Source organism: Mycobacterium sp., from assembly GCF_046095365.1.
Lineage (GTDB): Bacteria > Actinomycetota > Actinomycetes > Mycobacteriales > Mycobacteriaceae > Mycobacterium.
This window is the reverse complement of record NZ_JBJTJF010000014.1, coordinates 26,909-44,562: the sequence shown is the minus strand read 5'-3', so window position 1 is coordinate 44,562 and position 17,654 is coordinate 26,909. Positions and strand designations below refer to the sequence as shown.

The following is a 17,654-nucleotide window of genomic DNA, read 5'->3' as shown; positions in this document are numbered from 1 at the left end:
CGAAAGCCCGTCTACTGCGGACCCGCTTCGGCGCGCCGATCAGGTATTCGGCAGGCTCTCGCTGCGTCATCGACCACCGCATCGGCCCGTTCGGGAGGCCGTCGGCCCTGCTCGTAGTCGGCTCCGGTCAGCGGCGGGTCGCCCGCCAGCAACTCGACTTCCGCGCCGGTGAAGGCGCGGCCACGGCTGAGGAAACGCACCCCCTCCGGTGCTTCGAGGCTGAATCCGCCGCCCCGGCCGGGCACGACGTCGATGACCAGCTGGGTGTGCTTCCAGGCCTCGAACTGCGGACCGGAGATCCACACCGGCGCGCCGAGGAGCGCGCCGAGCAGGACGTCGCGGTCGCCGACGATGAACTCACCCTCGGGGTAACACATCGGCGACGAGCCGTCGCAGCATCCGCCGGACTGGTGGAACATCACCGGCCCGTGCCGGTCCCGCAGCCGCGCCAGCAGGTCGGCGGCCGCGGCGGTGATGAGCACCCGGGGCGGTGCGCCGGCCGTGGGAGGGAGAGTCAGAAGAACCCCACCGCCTTGTCGCTGTAGGACACCAGCAGGTTCTTGGTCTGCTGGTAGTGGTCGAGCATCATCTTGTGGTTCTCCCGCCCGATGCCGGACTGCTTGTAGCCGCCGAACGCGGCGTGCGCCGGATACTGGTGATAGCAGTTGGTCCACACCCGGCCCGCCCTGATGTCGCGCCCGGCGCGGTAGGCGACGTTGCCGTTGCGGCTCCACACTCCGGCACCGAGCCCGTAGAGCGTGTCGTTGGCGATGCGGATCGCGTCGTCGTAGTCGGCGAAGGACGTCACCGAGACGACAGGTCCGAAGATCTCCTCCTGGAAGATCCTCATGGCGTTGTCCCCGGCGAAGATCGTCGGCTGCACGTAGTAACCGCCGGAGAGGTCCCCGCCGAGGTCGGCACGCTCACCTCCGGTGATGACTGTCGCGCCCTCGCTGCGCCCGATCTCGATGTAGGACAGGATCTTCTCCAACTGGTCGTTGGATGCCTGCGCACCGATCATCGTCTCGGTGTCCAGGGGGTCGCCCTGGCGCACCGCTTTGGTGCGGATCGCCGCCAGCGCCAGGAACTCGTCGTAGATGTCGGACTGGATCAGCGAGCGCGACGGGCACGTGCACACCTCGCCCTGGTTGAGGGCGAACATGGTGAAGCCCTCGAGCGCCTTGTCCTGGTAGTCGTCGTTCGCCGCCATCACGTCGGAGAAGAAGATGTTCGGGCTTTTGCCGCCGAGTTCCAGTGTCACCGGGATCAGGTTCTGGCTGGCGTACTGCATGATCAGCCGGCCGGTGGTGGTCTCGCCGGTGAAGGCGATCTTGGCGATCCGGTTGCTGGAGGCCAGCGGCTTGCCGGCCTCCACGCCGAACCCGTTGACCACGTTGACAACCCCGGCCGGCAGCAGATCGGCGATCAGCGAGATCAGGTACATGATCGAGGCCGGGGTCTGCTCGGCCGGCTTGAGCACCACCGCGTTGCCGGCCGCCAGTGCGGGCGCGAGCTTCCACACCGCCATCAGGATCGGGAAGTTCCACGGGATGATCTGGCCGACCACGCCGAGCGGTTCGTGGAAGTGGTAGGCGACGGTGTCGTCGTCGATCTCGCTGAGGCTGCCCTCCTGGGCGCGGATCGCGCCGGCGAAGTAGCGGAAGTGGTCGACCGCCAGTGGGATGTCGGCGTTGATCGTCTCGCGGATGGGCTTGCCGTTGTCCCACGACTCGGCCAGCGCGATGGGTTCCAGGTTGGCCTCGATCACGTCGGCGATCCTGTTCAGCAGCACCGCCCGTTCGGCGACGGAGGTCCGGCCCCACGCCGGGGCGGCGGTGTGCGCCGCGTCGAGGGCCTTCTCGACGTCGGGCGCGGTGGAGCGGGCCACCTCGCAGAACGGCTGCCCGTTGACCGGTGAGAGCGCCTCGAAATACCGGCCTTCGGCCGGCGCAACCCACTGGCCGCCGATGAAGTTCTCGTATCGGCTCGCAAAAGACATCAGCGCGCCGGAACTGCCGGGACGTGTGTAAACGGTCATGGCCTGGAGATTACGCTGCGCGCATGGTCGAGGACCCCTTTCTCTGGCTCGAAGACATCGACGGCGACGACGTCCTGGACTGGGTCCGGGAGCGCAACGACACAACCGTCGCGGAGTTCGCCGATGCGGACTTCGAACGGATGCGGGCCGAGGCACTGGAGGTGCTCGACACCGACACCCGGATTCCCTACGTGCGGCGGCGCGGTGAGTTCCTCTACAACTTCTGGCGGGACGCCGCCAACCCGCGTGGTCTGTGGCGGCGCACCACCCTGGAGAGCTACCGCACCGAGGCTCCCGACTGGGAGGTGCTGATCGACGTCGACGCACTGGCCCGCGCCGACGGGGAGAACTGGGTGTGGGCCGGCGCGGACGTCATCGAGCCCGACCACAGCCGTGCGCTGGTCTCGCTGTCGCGCGGCGGCTCGGATGCCTCTGTGGTCCGCGAATTCGACATGCGGGCAATCGATTTCGTTCCGGACGGCTTCGAACTGGCCGAGGCCAAGTCGCGATTCAGCTGGGAGGACCCCGACACACTGCTGGTCGGCACCGACTTCGGCCCGGGTTCGATGACCGAGTCGGGCTATCCGCGCATCGTCAAACGCTGGCACCGGGGGCAACCGCTGTCCGACGCCGAGACGCTGTTCACCGGATCGGTCACCGATGTCACGGTGGCCGCCGGAGCAGACCGCACACCCGGCTACGAGCGCACCATGATCTACCGGGCCATCGACTTCTTCAACGACGAGCGCTACCAGCTGCGCTCCGGAGAGCTCATCCGCATCGACGCCCCCACCGACGCCACGGTTTCGGTGCACCGCGACTGGCTGCTGATCGAGTTGCGCACCGACTGGCACACCGGCACCGCGGACTTCACCGCCGGCTCGCTGCTGGCGGCCGACTACGAGGAGTTCCTCGCCGGCACAGCGGAATTGGCCGTGGTGTTCACCCCGGATGAGCGGACCTGTCTGCACCAGTACGCCTGGACCCGGGACCGCCTGGTGATGGTGACGCTGGCCGACGTCACCAGCCGGGTGGAGATCGTCACACCCGGATCCTGGACCCGGGAGCCGCTCGACGGCCTGCCACCCAACAGCAACACCGTCGTCGTCGCCGCCGACGACACCGGTGCGGAGATCTTCCTGGATTCCAGCGGTTTCCTGACCCCGTCGACGCTGCTGCACGGAACAGCCGGCGGCCGGGTCGCCCCGATCAAGCGGGCGCCGGCGTTCTTCGACGCCGACGGACTGTCGGTGTCCCAGCACTTCGCGGTCTCCGATGACGGCACCCGGATCCCCTACTTCGTTGTGGGCCCGCGCGATCCGGCGTCACCGGCGCCCACGCTGCTGGGCGGTTACGGCGGTTTCGAGGTGGCCCAGACACCCGGTTACGGGGGCGTCCTCGGCCGGCTCTGGCTGACCCGGGGCGGCATCTACGTGCTGGCGAACATCCGCGGCGGCGGGGAGTACGGCCCAGGCTGGCACACCCAGGCCATGCGGGAGGGCCGGCACAGGGTCGCCGAGGACTTCGCGGCGGTGGCCCGGGATCTCGTCGTCCGCGGCATCACCACGCCCGGCCAACTCGGCGCCCAGGGCGGCAGCAACGGCGGGCTGCTGATGGGAATCATGCTCACCAAGTACCCCGACCTGTTCGGCGCGTTGGTCTGCCAGGTCCCGCTGCTGGACATGAAGCGCTTCCACCTGCTGCTGGCGGGGGCGTCCTGGGTGGCCGAGTACGGCGACCCGGACGACCCGGCGGACTGGGAGTTCATCTCCGAATACTCCCCGTACCAGAACGTCACCACCGGTAAGCGCTACCCGCCCGTGCTGATCACCACCTCCACCCGCGACGACCGGGTCCATCCCGGCCACGCCCGCAAGATGACCGCCGCACTGGAGGCGGCCGGGCACCCGGTCCGGTACTACGAGAACATCGAAGGCGGCCACGCCGGCGCCGCCGACAACGCGCAGACGGCTTTCAAGTCCGCGCTGGCGTTCTCGTTCCTGCTCCGGATGCTGGGCGGGCCGGAAGCGGCCCGGAACCCCTAGCCTCAGAGCCGGCGGCGGATCCGGCGCAGAACCGCCACCGCGATGCACACCAGCGAGGTGCCCAGCAGCAGGGCGCCGACGGCGTCGGTGAAGTAGTGGTAGGTCACCGACTGGCCGAGGATGCCCAACGTGGCGAACGCCACCGCCGCCCACACCAGCCAGCGGCGCACGCCGACGGCCACGATCAGCAACCCCAGCAAGACCACCATCACCGTGGTGTGTCCGCTGGGGTAGGCCAGGCTGTCGTCCTTGAAACGCCCGAACACCGGCTTGAGGATGCGGGCGGTCAGAACGGCGACGGCGGGCACCAGCACGATCAGCGGCAGCAGGGACCACAGCCGCCGGTACAGCGAGGCCAGCACCGCCGCGATGAGCAACCCCTGGGCGGTGCGGTAGTCGGTGAGCACCAGCAGCGAGCTCAGCGGAGTGCCGTGGGCCTGCTGCATCCAGGCGTCGAGGGGTGTGGCGCCGCCGCGCACACCCATGCCGAGCAGCACCATCAGCGGGAGGCCGACCATCGGCCAGCCCAGCAGCACTCTGTCGATCCCGTTGATCAGGGGGCTATCCCCCGTAGGTAGGCCGCCTGACCGAGGTGCTGGGCGCAATCGTCGATGATGCTGACCAGTCGCACGCTCGCGGTCACGGGCGGATTCCAGTTCGCGTCGACGATACGGGACAGTTCCTCGGCGTTCACGGTCGCGATGTACTCCAACGTCATGCGGTGAACTGCATGGTAGTAGCCGGCGAGCAGATCGGCGGGAGGCCGCACCCGGGCGACCTCCTCGGGCGTGTGGCCGTAGCCGTCGGAGTCACGCGGAAGATCCAGGGCGAAGCGGTCCACCCACCCTCCGCTGAACCACACCTGCGGCACGCCGGCGATGTGGGCCAACTGCGCGTCGGTGATGCGGGCGCTGTGCCAGACCAGCCAGGCGATGCTGTTGGCGGTCGGGACGGGCCGGAAGAACGAGACCTCGCCGGCCAGGCCATCGGTGAGATCGTCGACGTGCTCGATGATCCGGGTGAAGGAGTCCCGCAGGATTTCGCGTGCGGCGTCGGCCATACCGCCGACGCTACTGGAGACGTAATCTCGTTTGATGAGCTACGACCTGGTCATCCGCAACGGCACCATCATCGACGGTCTCGGCGGGGAACCCGTCCACGGCGACGTCGCCGTGTCCGGCGGCGTGATCGTCGCGGTGGGCGCCGTCGAGGGCAGCGGGTCCGAGGAGATCGACGCGTCGGGTCTGCTGGTCACCCCCGGCTTCGTCGACCTGCACACCCACTACGACGGCCAGGCGATCTGGTCGGACCGGTGCTCGCCGTCGTCGTCGCACGGGGTGACCACCGCGCTGATGGGCAACTGCGGTGTCGGCTTCGCGCCGTGCCGGCCGGAGGACCACGACGTGCTCGTCGACGTGATGGCCGGGGTGGAGGACATCCCGGGTGTGGTGATGACCGACGGGCTGCCCTGGGACTGGGAGACCTTCCCGCAGTACCTCGACGCGCTGGAGTCACGGCCTCGGGACATCGACGTCGCGGCCTACCTGCCGCACTCCCCGCTTCGGGTGTACGTGATGGGACAGCGCGGCGCGGACCGCGAGCCGGCCACCCCGGAGGATCTGGCGCTCATGCGCAAGCTGGCCGCCGAGGCCGTCGAGGTCGGGGCGCTGGGGGTGTCGTCGTCGCGATTCGCCTTCCACAAGACCGGCAGCGGCGCGCCGATTCCGACCTATGGTGCCGCCTACGAGGAGATCTCGGCGATCGCCGCCGGGGTGGCCGATGCCGGCGGCGGGCTGCTGCAGTTCATTCCCGACATCGCCGCCGGCGGCTACGAAGGGGTGCTGCAGGAGGTGTTCGAAGCCGCCACCGACGCGGGGCTGGCGGTGACCTTCACCCTGACGACCGGCAACTCCGGCGCGCCGATCTGGCCTGGAGCGGTGAACCTGGTGGAGAAGTTCACCAGCGCCGGCGCCGATATCACCGCGCAGGTGTTCGCCCGCCCGATCGGACTGGTGATCGGACTGGAGCTGACCGCCAACCCGTTCGCGCTGTACCCAAGCTATCGGGCGATCGCCGATCTTCCTCTGCCGCAGCGGGTTACGGAGATGCGCAAGCCCGAGGTCCGGGCCCGAATCCTGGCCGACAAGCCGGGCGAGGGGCATCCGTTCATGTACTTCGCGCAGTCCTGGCAGTGGATGTTCCCGCTGACCGAGCCCGCCGACTACGAACCCGCTGCCGAGGACAGCATCCTGGCCCGGGCCCGGGCCCGCGGGGTGAGCCCGATCGAGGAGGCCTACGACCGGCTGCTCGACGACGAGGGGCACGCCATGATGCTGGTGGCGCTGGCCAACTTCGAGAACAACTCGCTGGACACCGTCGGCGAGTTGATCCGCCGCGACGACGTGGTGCTGGGCCTCGGCGACGGCGGTGCGCACTACGGGATGATCTGCGACGCAAGCTATCCCACGTTCGTGCTGGCGCACTGGGCCCGGGACCGGGCTACCGGGCGGTTGAGCGTGGCCGATGCGGTGCGCCTGCTGACCTCGGTGCCGGCCCGGGTGGCCGGGCTGGCCGACCGCGGGCGGATCGCCGTCGGCTACAAGGCCGACCTGAACGTCATCGACCACGCCGGCCTGACGCTGCACAAGCCGGTCATCACCCATGACCTGCCCGCCGGTGGGCGCCGTCTGGACCAGACCGCCGACGGCTACGTGGCGACGATCGTCAACGGCGAGGTGATCGCCGAGAACGGGGTGCCGACGGCCGCCCGGCCCGGCCGGCTGATCCGCGGGCGGCAGCCGGCGCCCTCCTGACCCTGCCTTTTCCGCCGGCCGTACGGTTTCGTTCGCAACACGCCGCCAGCGGCGGGGTGTGAAACCGCCGGAGTTCACGGAACGTCAAGGCCCCGGCCGAGAGCGCATACACAGGCTGCGGCGAGTGTGCGTCCCGATCCGCCGCCAGCGGCGTGTTGAGTATGAAACCGCACGCTCGGCTTCGGTGAACACGCTCGGCTTCGGCGAAAGGGGAACGAACGGAAAAGCCCGGCTCGCTGTCCTTGTCGGGGCGAGCCGGGCTATTCCGGTTGCGGGACTTAGAAGTCCATACCGCCCATGCCACCGGTCGGGTCGCCCGCGGGTGCGGCGGCCTTCTCCGGCTTGTCGGCGACGACGGCCTCGGTGGTCAGGAACAGCGCCGCGATGGACGCCGCGTTCTGCAGCGCCGAGCGGGTGACCTTGACCGGGTCGGCGACGCCGGCGGACAGCAGGTCCTCGTACTCACCGGTGGCGGCGTTGAGGCCGGTGCCGGATGCCGAGTTGCGGACCTTCTCGGCGACCACGCCGGGCTCCAGGCCGGCGTTGAAGGCGATCTGCTTCAACGGGGCCTCCAGCGCGACCTTGACGATGTTGGCACCGGTCGCCTCGTCGCCGGTCAGCGACAGCTCGTCGAGCGCCGGGGCCGACTGCAGCAGAGCCACGCCGCCACCGGCGACGATGCCCTCCTCCACGGCGGCCTTGGCGTTGCGCACCGCGTCCTCGATACGGTGCTTGCGCTCCTTGAGCTCGACCTCGGTGGCCGCTCCGGCCTTGATCACCGCAACACCGCCGGCCAGCTTGGCCAGGCGCTCCTGCAGCTTCTCGCGGTCGTAGTCGGAGTCGCTGTTCTCGATCTCGCTGCGGATCTGGGCGACCCGTCCGGCGATGGCCTCCGAGTCACCGGCACCCTCGACGATGGTGGTCTCGTCCTTGGTGACGACGACCTTGCGGGCCTGCCCGAGAAGCGAGGTGTCGGCGGTCTCCAGGGACAGCCCGACCTCCTCGCTGATGACCTGGCCACCGGTGAGGATGGCCATGTCCTGCAGCATCGCCTTGCGGCGGTCACCGAAGCCCGGAGCCTTGACGGCGACGGACTTGAAGGTGCCGCGGATCTTGTTGACCACAAGGGTGCTCAGCGCCTCGCCCTCGACGTCCTCGGCGATGATCAGCAGCGGCTTGCCCGACTGGATCACCTTCTCCAGCAGCGGCAGCAGGTCCTTGACGGTGGAGACCTTCGAGCTGACCAGCAGGATGTAGGGGTCCTCCAGGACCGCTTCCTGACGCTCGGCGTCGGTCACGAAGTAGCCCGAGATGTAGCCCTTGTCGAAGCGCATACCCTCGGTGAGCTCGAGCTGCAGGCCGAAGGTGTTGGACTCCTCGACGGTGATGACGCCCTCGTTGCCGACCTTGTCCATGGCCTCGGCGATCAGGTCACCGATGGTCTGGTCACCGGCCGAGATACCGGCGGTGGCAGCGATCTGCTCCTTGGTCTCGACCTCCTTGGCCGACTTCAGCAGCGTCTCGGTGATCTTGTCGACGGCCTTCTCGATCCCGCGCTTGAGACCCAGCGGGTTGGCGCCGGCCGCGACGTTGCGCAGACCCTCGCGAACCAGGGCCTGAGCCAGCACGGTGGCGGTGGTGGTGCCGTCGCCGGCGACGTCGTCGGTCTTCTTGGCGACCTCCTTGACCAGCTCGGCGCCGATCTTCTCGTAGGGGTCCTCGAGCTCGATCTCCTTGGCGCTGGACACACCGTCGTTGGTGATCGTGGGAGCGCCCCACTTCTTCTCCAGGACGACGTTGCGGCCCTTGGGGCCGAGCGTGACCTTGACCGCGTCGGCGAGGGCGTTCAGGCCCCGCTCGAGGCCGCGGCGGGCCTCTTCGTCGTACGCAATAATCTTGGACATTGCGGTGCGAATCCTCCGGTTGGGGAATGACACGTTTCGGTCGGACGCAGTGCCCGCGACGGACGACTCCAGCTGTCAGCGGCTGAAATCTCACCGTCCCGACCTAGCACTCACCGGTCGTGAGTGCCAAAGTCAGTTTTAGCACTCTCCCCTCCCGAGTGCAAGATCGTTCGCCCCGGGCGGACGCGCCGGACACGCCAGCGGCGGCGGTCCCCGGCCTGTCCGGGTTGCACTAAAGTCCTTGCGGTCAGAAGGGAGGCCTCGGTTGCAGGCGGTCGAGGCGCCCAGTTCCCGGGCTCTGCGGGGCTGGCAGCGGCGGGCCCTGGTGCGCTACCTGACCGGCCGACCCCGGGACTTCCTGCTGGTAGCCACCCCGGGCGCCGGGAAAACCGCCTTCGCGCTGCGGGTCGTCGGCGAACTTCTCGCCGAGGGCACCGTCGAACGGGTCACCGTCGTGGTGCCCACCGAGCATCTGAAAACCCAGTGGGCGGCCGCGGCCGCGGGGTCGGGGATCGCACTGGACCCGAAGTTCACCAACTCCTCGTCTCAGACCTCCGACGACTACCACGGTGTGGTGGTGACCTACGCGCAGGTCGCCAGCCACCCGGCCCGCCACCGGGTGCGTACCGAGAACCGGCGCACGCTGGTGATCTTCGACGAGATCCACCACGGCGGCGACGCCAAGAGCTGGGGCGAGTCCGTGCGGGAGGCCTTCGGCGATGCCGCCCGGCGGCTGGCCCTGACCGGCACGCCCTTCCGCAGCGATGACAGCGCCATCCCCTTCGTCAGCTACTCCCCCGACGGCCAGGGCCTGCTGCGCTCGGAGGCCGACCACAGCTACGGCTATGCCGAGGCCCTGGCCGACGGAGTGGTGCGGCCGGTGGTCTTCCTCGCCTACTCCGGGGAGGCCCGGTGGCGCACCAGCGCCGGCGAGGAGCACGCCGCCCGGCTCGGTGAGCCGCTGAGCGCCGAGCAGACCGCGCGCGCCTGGCGCACGGCGCTGGACCCCCAGGGCGAGTGGATGCCCGCGGTGATCGCCGCCGCCGACAGGAGACTGAGCCAGAAGCGCGAGGACGGCATGCCCGACGCCGGCGGCATGGTCATCGCCTCCGACCAGAAGGCGGCCCGCGCCTACGCCGCACTGCTGACGACGATCACCGGAGAGTCGCCCACCGTGGTGCTGTCCGACGACCCGGGATCCTCGGACCGGATCGCCGAGTTCGCCACGGGCACCGGCCGGTGGCTGGTGGCGGTGCGGATGGTCTCCGAGGGGGTCGACGTGCCGCGGCTGGCGGTCGGGGTCTACGCCACCAGCGCATCGACCCCGCTGTTCTTCGCCCAGGCCGTCGGCCGGTTCGTCCGTTCCCGCACGCCCGGCGAGACGGCGTCCATATTCCTGCCCTCGGTTCCGACACTGCTCGGGCTGGCCAGCGAACTGGAGGCCCAGCGCGACCATGTGCTGGGCAGGCCGCACCGCGAGCCGCTGCACGAGGAGATGCCCCCGGAACGTCGACGCACCGAGCCGTCGGAGGCCGACAGCGGGTTCGAATGCCTCGGCGCCGACGCCGAACTCGACCAGGTGATCTTCGACGGCGCCTCGTTCGGCACCGCCACCCCGGCGGGAAGCGACGAGGAGGCCGACTACCTCGGAATCCCCGGCCTGCTGGACGCGGGGCAGATGCGGGATCTGCTGCGACGACGCCAGGAGGAGCAACTGGCGAGCCGCACCGCGGCCGGGGGCGAGCCGCCGCGCACCACCCATGGCCGGCTCAGCGAGCTGCGCCGGGAACTCAACGCCCTGGTCGCCGCCACCCACCACCGCACCGGCCGGACACACGGCTGGATCCACAACGAACTGCGCCGGATCTGCGGCGGCCCGCCGGTGGCCGCGGCGAACGGCGAGCAGCTGCAGTCCCGCATCGAGGCGGTGCGCGCGCTGAACAGCCATGGTGAAGCCGGCCGCTAGCACCGTATGTTCAAAGACATGAAATGGACCGAGAGCAACGTTCCCGACCAGAGTGGGCGCCTGGCGATCGTCACCGGCTCCAACACCGGGCTGGGCTACGACACCGCCCGGGTGCTCGCCGCCCGCGGCGCGCACGTGGTCATGGCGGTCCGCGACACCGCCAAGGGCGACGCCGCCGCCGCCCGTATCCGCCGGCTCTCGCCGGACGCCGAGGTCTCCGTGCGCAAGCTCGACCTGGGGTCGCTGGCGTCGGTCAGACAGGCCGGCGCCGAACTGGCCGCCGAATACCCCCGGATCGACCTGCTGATCAACAACGCCGGCGTGATGTACCCGCCCAAGTCGACAACCGCGGACGGCTTCGAATTGCAGTTCGGCACGAACCATCTCGGGCACTTCGCGCTGACCGGACTGCTGCTGGGGAACATGCTCGACGTCGGCGGCTCGCGGGTGGTGGTGGTTGCGAGCATCGCCCACGACATCCGGGCCAGGATCGACTTCGACGACCTTCAGTGGGAGCGCCGCAAATACGACCGGGTGGCCGCCTACGGTCAGTCCAAGCTCGCCAACCTGATGTTCGCCTACGACCTGCAACGCCGGCTGGCCGCGGCCTCGAGGACCGCGGGAGCGAAAACGATAGCGGTGGCGGCACATCCGGGTGTGGCGGCAACCGAACTGACCCGGCACGTGCCCGGCGCCAGTCTCCCCGGTGTCAGCTGGCTGTCCGGGCTGCTTCTCAACACCGCGGAGATGGGCGCGCTGCCCACCCTTCGCGCCGCCACCGACCCGGCGGTGCAGGGCGGTCAGTACTACGGTCCCGACGGGTTCCGCGAAATGCGCGGCCACCCGGTGCTGGCAACCTCGAGCGCACAGTCCCGCGACGTCGCGGTTCAGGAGAGACTCTGGAAGGTCTCCGAGGAGCTGACCGGCGTCACCTATCCGGTCTGACACCCGTGCGCAGCGTCGAGGAGCATCAGCGCGTCGTCGCCGGACTCATCCGCGCCCGGCCGGCAGCCCCCGTGCCGCTGGCCGATGCGCTGGGCCTGGCGCTCGCCGGGGAGGTCCTGGCCCCGCTGGCACTGCCGGTGTTCGACAACTCCGCCATGGACGGCTACGCGGTGCGCGCCGAAGACGTTGCCGGTGCCGGACCCGACAAGCCCGTCAAACTGCCTGTGGCCGAGGATATCCCGGCCGGGCGCACCGACGAGCTGACGCTGGCGCCGGGGACGGCGCACCGCATCATGACCGGCGCCCCGCTCCCGGACGGCGCAACGGCGGTGGTCCCGGTGGAGGTGACCGACGCCGGCACCGAAGTCGTCACCGTCAGCGCGTCCGCCAGGCCCGGGCAGCACATCCGCAGGGCCGGCGAGGACGTGGCCGCCGGGGCGACGGTGCTGCGCGCGGGGCAGATCCTCACCCCGCCGGCGCTGGGCCTGGCGGCCGCACTGGGCCTTGCCGACTTGACCACGGTGCCCAGACAACGGGTACTGGTGGTGTCGACCGGATCGGAACTGGTCGCCGCCGGTGACCCGTTGCGGCCGGGTCAGATCTACGAGTCGAACGCCGTCATGCTCGCCGCCGCGGTCCGCGATGCCGGCGCGGAACTGGCCGCAGTGGCCACCTGCGGCGACGATGTGGGGCGGTTCCGCGCCCTGCTGGACGACCACGCCGGACGCTGCGATGTGGTGATCACGTCCGGCGGGGTCAGCGCAGGGGCGTACGAGGTGGTCAAGGACGCCTTCGGCGCGCAGGACCGGGTGGAGTTCGTCAAGGTGGCGATGCAGCCCGGAATGCCGCAGGGCGCGGGCACCCTGCCCGACGGCCGCGCCATCATCACCCTGCCGGGCAACCCGGTCAGCGCACTGGTGTCCTTCGAGGTTTTCCTGCGGCCCGCCCTGCGCGCGGCGATGGGCGTCCCGCACCCGGACCGGCCCCGGCGCACCGCGGTGTTGACCGAGTCACTGACCTCCCCGCCGGGCAAGCGGCAGTTCCGCCGCGGCGTGTTCGACCCCGCCGCGGGCACCGTCACCGGCTACGGCCCGCCGGCCTCCCACCATCTGCGCTGGCTGGCCTCGGCGAACTGCCTGCTCGACATCGGGCCCGAGGTCACCGAGGTCGGCGCCGGTGAGCCCGTTGCGGTTTGGGATCTGTCGCCCGTCGGCGCGCACTAGACTCACGCCGATGGCCAGACGCCCCGATGACACCGTGCAGTCCGGTCCGCAGCGGTTGGCCGGGCTGATCCGGTCCTCGATACCCCCCGTCCACCCCGCCGGCTTCCCGTTCATCGCCGCCTCGGCGGCGGTCGCCGCACTGGGGCGCAACCACCGCTGGGTCCGCCGGGCGGGCCTGGCCGCGGCGGGTGCCAACGCGGGCTTCTTCCGGCACCCGCCGCGCACGCCGCCGACCCGTCCGGGGCTGGTCGTCGCTCCCGCCGACGGCGAGGTGTGCCTGATCGACACCGCGGCGCTGCCGGCCGAACTGGGCCTCGGTTCCGAACCGGTCCCGCGGATCAGCATCTTCCTGTCGCTGCTCGACGCCCACGTGCAGCGCATCCCGGTCGGCGGCGAGGTGCTCGCCGTGCGGCACCGGCCGGGCAGCTTCCATTCCGCCGACCTGGCCGCCGCCAGTGAGGACAATGAGCGCAACAGTGTCGTGATCCGCACGCCGGAAGGACATCAGGTGGTGGTCGTACAGATCGCCGGTCTGCTGGCCCGCCGCATCGTCTGCGATCTGCACGGCGGCGAGATGGTGGGCATCGGCGACACCTACGGACTGATCCGATTCGGCTCGAGGCTGGACACCTACCTGCCGCCCGGTTCGGAGGTGTTCATCGAGCCCGGCCAGCACACCCTGGCCGGCGAAACCGTCCTGGCCCGGCTGCCGTGATCAAACCCCGGCCCCGGGTCAACCCGCTGAACCGGCGCATCCTGCCCAGTGCGATGACGGTGCTGGCCATCTGCCTGGGCATGACCGCGGTGAAGTTCGCGCTGGAGAACCGGCCGACCGAGGCCATGGCGCTGCTGGCCGCCGCCGCCATCCTCGACGCGCTCGACGGGCGGGTGGCCCGGGTGCTCAACGCCACCTCGAAGATGGGCGAGGAGATCGACTCGCTGGCCGACGCGGTGAACTTCGGTGTTGCCCCGGCCTTCATCGTCTACGCGACACTGCTGTCCCACAACCGGGTCGGCTGGATCGTGGTCCTGCTCTACACGGTGTGCATCGTGCTGCGGCTGGCACGGTTCAACGCGCTGCTGGGCTCGGACCTGCCGTCCTACACCAAGGACTACTTCGTCGGCATGCCCGCGCCGGCCGGGGCCATCGGCGCGATCGGTCCGCTGGCCGCCAAGATGCAGTGGCCCGGCCCGTGGTGGACGACCGAGACCGCCGAGGTCGTCGTGATCATCTGGATGATCGGGGTGTCGCTGCTGGTGGTCAGCCGGATCCCGATGCGCAAGATCCACACCTTCAAGGTCTCGCCGAACCTGGTGGCCCCGGTCCTGGCCGGGGTAGCCATCGTGGCCGCGGCCGCCTTCGTCTTCCCCTACCTGCTGATCCTGCTGATCATCGCCGCCTATGTGGTGCACATGCCGTTCGCCGCCCGCAGCGCACGCTGGGCCGCCGCCCACCCGGAGACCTGGAACGACACCTCACGGCAACGCCGCGCCGCGCGCCGGGCCGCCCACCGCGCCCAGCACCCGCACCGCCGCTCGACTGCCCGACTGGGCCTGCGCAAGCCAGGAGGCTAGCCGTGACGCAAGCGTTCTCCGACCCCAGGGGCCCGGTCACCAGCCTGACGCTGACCGCCCGGCTCAACACCGCGGCCCTGGACACCCGCCGCGGCGTGGTGCGGTTGCACCCGGAGGCCATCGCGGCGCTGGGAATCCGCGAGTGGGATGCGGTGTCGCTGATGGGTTCGCGCACCACGGCGGCGGTCGTCGGGATAGCTCCGCCGGGAACGCCGGCCGGCACCGCCCTGCTCGACGACGTGACGCTGTCCAACGCCGGTCTGCGCGAGGACGCGACGGTGGTGGTGTCCCCGGTGACCGTCTACGGCGCCCGCTCGGTGACTCTGAGCGGGTCGGCACTCGCCACCCGCTCGGTGAACTCGGCGACCCTGCGCCAGGCGCTGCTGGGCAAGGTACTGACCGTCGGGGACACTGTGTCGCTGCTGCCCCGAGACCTCGGTCCGGGGACCTCGACCTCGCAGGCCAGCGCCGCCCTGGCCACCTCGGTAGGCATCACGTGGACCTCCGAACTGCTGACCGTCACCGGTACCGACCCGGCCGGACCCGTTTCGGTGCAACCCAATTCGTCGGTCACCTGGGGTGAGGGCGGCGCCGCGGCCACGGGCTCCACGCCGGCGGTCAGCCAGCCCACCGAATGGCCCGAGGAACCGGCCATCAGCGTCGATGACCTCAAGGGTCAGCACACCCAGGCCGGGCGCCTGGCCGAGTGGCTCAAGCTGGCTCTCGACGAACCCGCCCTGCTGGAGAAGCTCGGCGCCAAACCGAACCTCGGCGTGCTGATCACCGGCCCCGCGGGGGTCGGCAAGGCCAGACTGGTCCGGGCCGTGTGCGCCGGCCGCCGGCTGGTGCGCCTGGACGGACCCGACACCGGTGCGCTGGCCGCGCCCGAGCGTCACCAGGCCGTCGCCCGGGCGGTGGCCGACGTCATGAACGGCGGCGGGGTGCTGCTGGTCACCGATATCGACGCGCTGCTCCCCGATCCGCCGGAGTCGGTGGCGACGATGATCCTCGCCGAACTGCGCAAGGCCGTCTCCGCCCCCGGGGTGGCGCTGGTGGTCACCTCCCAGCAGCCCGACGCGCTGGACTCCCGGCTGCGAGCCCCGGATCTCTGTGACCGTGAACTCGGACTGAGTCTGCCTGACGGAGCGACCCGCAAGGCACTGCTGGAGGTGCTGCTGCGCGATGTCCCCTCCGAGAGCCTCAAACTGGAGGAGATCGCCGACCGCACACCCGGATTCGTCCGGGCCGACCTGGCCGCACTGGTCCGTGAGGCCGCGCTGCGGGCGGCCGCCCGGGCCAGTGAGGACGGTAAGCCGCCGGCATTGACGCAGGAGGATCTCGCCGGCGCGCTGAGCGTCATCCGGCCGCTGTCGCGGTCCAACACCGAGGAGGTGGCCGTCGGCTCGGTCACCCTCGAGGACGTCGGCGACATGGTCGAGACCAAGCAGGCGCTCACCGAGGCGGTGCTGTGGCCGCTGCAGCATCCCGACACCTTCGCCCGACTCGGCGTCGACCCGCCCCGCGGCGTCTTGCTCTACGGTCCGCCGGGCTGCGGCAAGACCTTCGTGGTGCGGGCACTGGCCAGCTCGGGGCGGTTGAGCGTGCACGCCGTCAAGGGCGCCGAACTGATGGACAAGTGGGTCGGATCCTCGGAGAAGGCGGTCCGCGAACTGTTCCGCCGGGCAAGGGATTCCGCACCGTCACTGGTCTTCCTCGACGAGGTCGACGCGCTGGCGCCGCGGCGCGGGCAGAGCTTCGACTCCGGAGTGACCGACCGGGTGGTCGCCGCCCTGCTGACCGAACTGGACGGCATCGACCCGCTGCGCGACGTGGTGGTGCTGGGCGCCACCAACCGCCCGGAACTGATCGACCCGGCGCTGCTGCGCCCCGGCCGGCTCGAGCGCCTGGTGTTCGTCGAGCCGCCCGATGCCGAGGCCCGCTACGAGATCCTCAAGACGGCGGCCAAGTCGGTGCCGCTGAGCAAGGAGGTCGACCTCAAGGACCTCGCCGCCCAACTCGACGGCTACAGCGCGGCCGACTGCGTGGCGCTGCTGCGGGAGGCCGCGCTGACCGCCATGCGCCGGTCGATCGACGCCGCCGACGTCACCGCCGCCGACCTGGCCAGCGCCCGCGAGGCGGTCCGACCGTCGCTGGATGCCGAGCAGGTCGCCTCACTGCGGGCGTTCGCGGCCGAACGCTGATGGGCCGGACCGACGACGACTCCTGGGACATCACCGAGAGCGTGGGGGCGACGGCGCTGAGTGTGGCGCGTGCCCGCGCCGCCGAGTCCCGCAGCGCCGCGCCTCTTTTCACCGATCCGTACGCGGAATTCTTCATCACCGCCGCCACCGCCGCCGGATGGCAGCCACCGTTCGCCGCCGAGAAACTCGCCGGGATCAGCGGCGACCCACAGGTGGCGGCCCGGATGAACACGCTGACCGCCTACATCGCGACTCGCACCCGGTACTTCGACGACTTCTTCACCACCGCCGGCGCGAACGGACTCGACCAGACGGTGATCCTGGCCGCCGGTCTGGACACCAGGCCCTGGCGGCTGCCGTGGATCGCCCGCACCACGATCTATGAGATAGACCTGCCCAAGGTGCTGGAGTTCAAAGCCGAGGTGCTCGAACGCCACCACGCCCGGCCCGCTGCGCGCTACCTGCCGGTTCCGGTTGATCTGCGGCACGACTGGCCGACTGCCCTGCGCGCCAACGGTTTCGACCCCACCGTGCCCACGGCGTGGCTGGCAGAGGGTCTACTGCCGTACCTGTCCGCCACCGATCAGGATCTGCTCTTCGAGCGTGTCGACGCACTCAGCGCCCCGGGCAGCCGGCTGGCCGTCGAGGCCTTCGGTGCCGAGTTCTTCGACCCGGCCGTGCTGGCCCGCCGCCGGGAGGAGTTGCGCGCGGTCAGCGAAGCCGCCGCCGCGCGGGGCGTCGCGGTCCCCGACACCGAGGCGCTGTGGTATCTCGAGCCGCGCACCGACGTCGCCGGATGGCTGCAGGACCACGGCTGGGAGGTCTGCGTTCTCGACTCGCGCGAGATGATGCAGCGCTACCACCGGCCCGGCTCGGGTGGACCCGGGGACACCGTCCCGGGCAGTCTGTTCATCGAGGCGGTCCGGGAGGCGCGGTAAGCGTCG

General features: G+C 70.4%; 14 protein-coding genes. 9 read left to right on the top strand and 5 right to left on the bottom strand.

The window, feature by feature from the left end:
* Positions 1–11 precede the first annotated feature (11 nt).
* Together ACKOQ4_RS01125 and exaC are read right to left on the bottom strand one after the other, a co-directional pair.
* Positions 12–518: a DUF779 domain-containing protein gene (locus tag ACKOQ4_RS01125; RefSeq protein WP_526288002.1), complete on the bottom strand. Its 507-nt coding sequence runs from the start codon at positions 516–518 to the stop codon at positions 12–14.
* A complete protein-coding gene (gene exaC / locus ACKOQ4_RS01120; RefSeq protein ID WP_526287972.1) occupies positions 515–2,038 on the bottom strand; it encodes an acetaldehyde dehydrogenase ExaC in 1,524 nt (507 codons plus the stop codon). The genes ACKOQ4_RS01125 and exaC overlap by 4 nt, the downstream gene beginning before the upstream one ends.
* A 23-nt stretch (positions 2,039–2,061) precedes the next feature.
* Here exaC and ACKOQ4_RS01115 point away from each other — a divergent pair, with 23 nt between their 5' ends.
* Positions 2,062–4,083, top strand: coding sequence for a prolyl oligopeptidase family serine peptidase (locus ACKOQ4_RS01115; protein ID WP_526287970.1), 2,022 nt, complete (start codon positions 2,062–2,064; stop codon positions 4,081–4,083).
* Positions 4,084–4,085: 2 nt separating this feature from the next.
* Here ACKOQ4_RS01115 and ACKOQ4_RS01110 read toward each other — a convergent pair whose 3' ends face one another.
* Positions 4,086–4,619 (bottom strand): phosphatase PAP2 family protein, encoded by a 534-nt coding sequence (locus ACKOQ4_RS01110; RefSeq protein WP_526287968.1) that lies wholly within the window; start codon positions 4,617–4,619, stop codon positions 4,086–4,088.
* A 17-nt stretch (positions 4,620–4,636) separates the two neighbouring features.
* Positions 4,637–5,143: a mycothiol transferase gene (locus ACKOQ4_RS01105; protein WP_526287966.1), complete on the bottom strand. Its 507-nt coding sequence runs from the start codon at positions 5,141–5,143 to the stop codon at positions 4,637–4,639.
* Between the two features lie 34 nt (positions 5,144–5,177).
* Between ACKOQ4_RS01105 and ACKOQ4_RS01100 the strand changes: the two genes are divergently transcribed.
* On the top strand, positions 5,178–6,896 hold the full coding sequence (locus ACKOQ4_RS01100; protein WP_526287964.1) for an N-acyl-D-amino-acid deacylase family protein: 1,719 nt from the start codon (positions 5,178–5,180) through the stop codon (positions 6,894–6,896).
* Positions 6,897–7,174: 278 nt separating this feature from the next.
* On the opposite strand, the gene groL is transcribed toward ACKOQ4_RS01100, so the two are convergent.
* Positions 7,175–8,800, bottom strand: coding sequence for a chaperonin GroEL (gene groL / locus ACKOQ4_RS01095; protein WP_526287962.1), 1,626 nt, complete (start codon positions 8,798–8,800; stop codon positions 7,175–7,177).
* Between the two features lie 265 nt (positions 8,801–9,065).
* Between groL and ACKOQ4_RS01090 the strand changes: the two genes are divergently transcribed.
* From ACKOQ4_RS01090 to ACKOQ4_RS01060, 7 genes are read left to right on the top strand one after another with little or no spacing between them, the layout of a single operon-like run.
* Complete coding sequence (locus ACKOQ4_RS01090; protein WP_526287960.1) at positions 9,066–10,766, top strand: DEAD/DEAH box helicase; 1,701 nt, start codon at positions 9,066–9,068, stop codon at positions 10,764–10,766.
* A gap of 6 nt (positions 10,767–10,772) precedes the next feature.
* A complete protein-coding gene (locus tag ACKOQ4_RS01085) occupies positions 10,773–11,711 on the top strand; it encodes an SDR family oxidoreductase (RefSeq protein ID WP_526287958.1) in 939 nt (312 codons plus the stop codon).
* 5 nt (positions 11,712–11,716) lie between these two features.
* Positions 11,717–12,934, top strand: coding sequence for a molybdopterin molybdotransferase MoeA (gene moeA, locus ACKOQ4_RS01080; protein ID WP_526287956.1), 1,218 nt, complete (start codon positions 11,717–11,719; stop codon positions 12,932–12,934).
* A gap of 10 nt (positions 12,935–12,944) precedes the next feature.
* Positions 12,945–13,649: a phosphatidylserine decarboxylase gene (locus tag ACKOQ4_RS01075; protein ID WP_526287954.1), complete on the top strand. Its 705-nt coding sequence runs from the start codon at positions 12,945–12,947 to the stop codon at positions 13,647–13,649.
* Positions 13,646–14,509: a CDP-diacylglycerol--serine O-phosphatidyltransferase gene (gene pssA / locus ACKOQ4_RS01070; protein WP_526287952.1), complete on the top strand. Its 864-nt coding sequence runs from the start codon at positions 13,646–13,648 to the stop codon at positions 14,507–14,509. The genes ACKOQ4_RS01075 and pssA overlap by 4 nt, the downstream gene beginning before the upstream one ends.
* A gap of 2 nt (positions 14,510–14,511) precedes the next feature.
* The gene (locus tag ACKOQ4_RS01065) at positions 14,512–16,710 is read left to right on the top strand and encodes an AAA family ATPase (protein ID WP_526287950.1); all 2,199 of its coding nucleotides are present in this window, start codon (positions 14,512–14,514) and stop codon (positions 16,708–16,710) included.
* The gene (locus ACKOQ4_RS01060; RefSeq protein WP_526287948.1) at positions 16,710–17,648 is read left to right on the top strand and encodes an SAM-dependent methyltransferase; all 939 of its coding nucleotides are present in this window, start codon (positions 16,710–16,712) and stop codon (positions 17,646–17,648) included. The genes ACKOQ4_RS01065 and ACKOQ4_RS01060 overlap by 1 nt, the downstream gene beginning before the upstream one ends.
* The last annotated feature ends 6 nt before the right edge of the window (positions 17,649–17,654 follow it).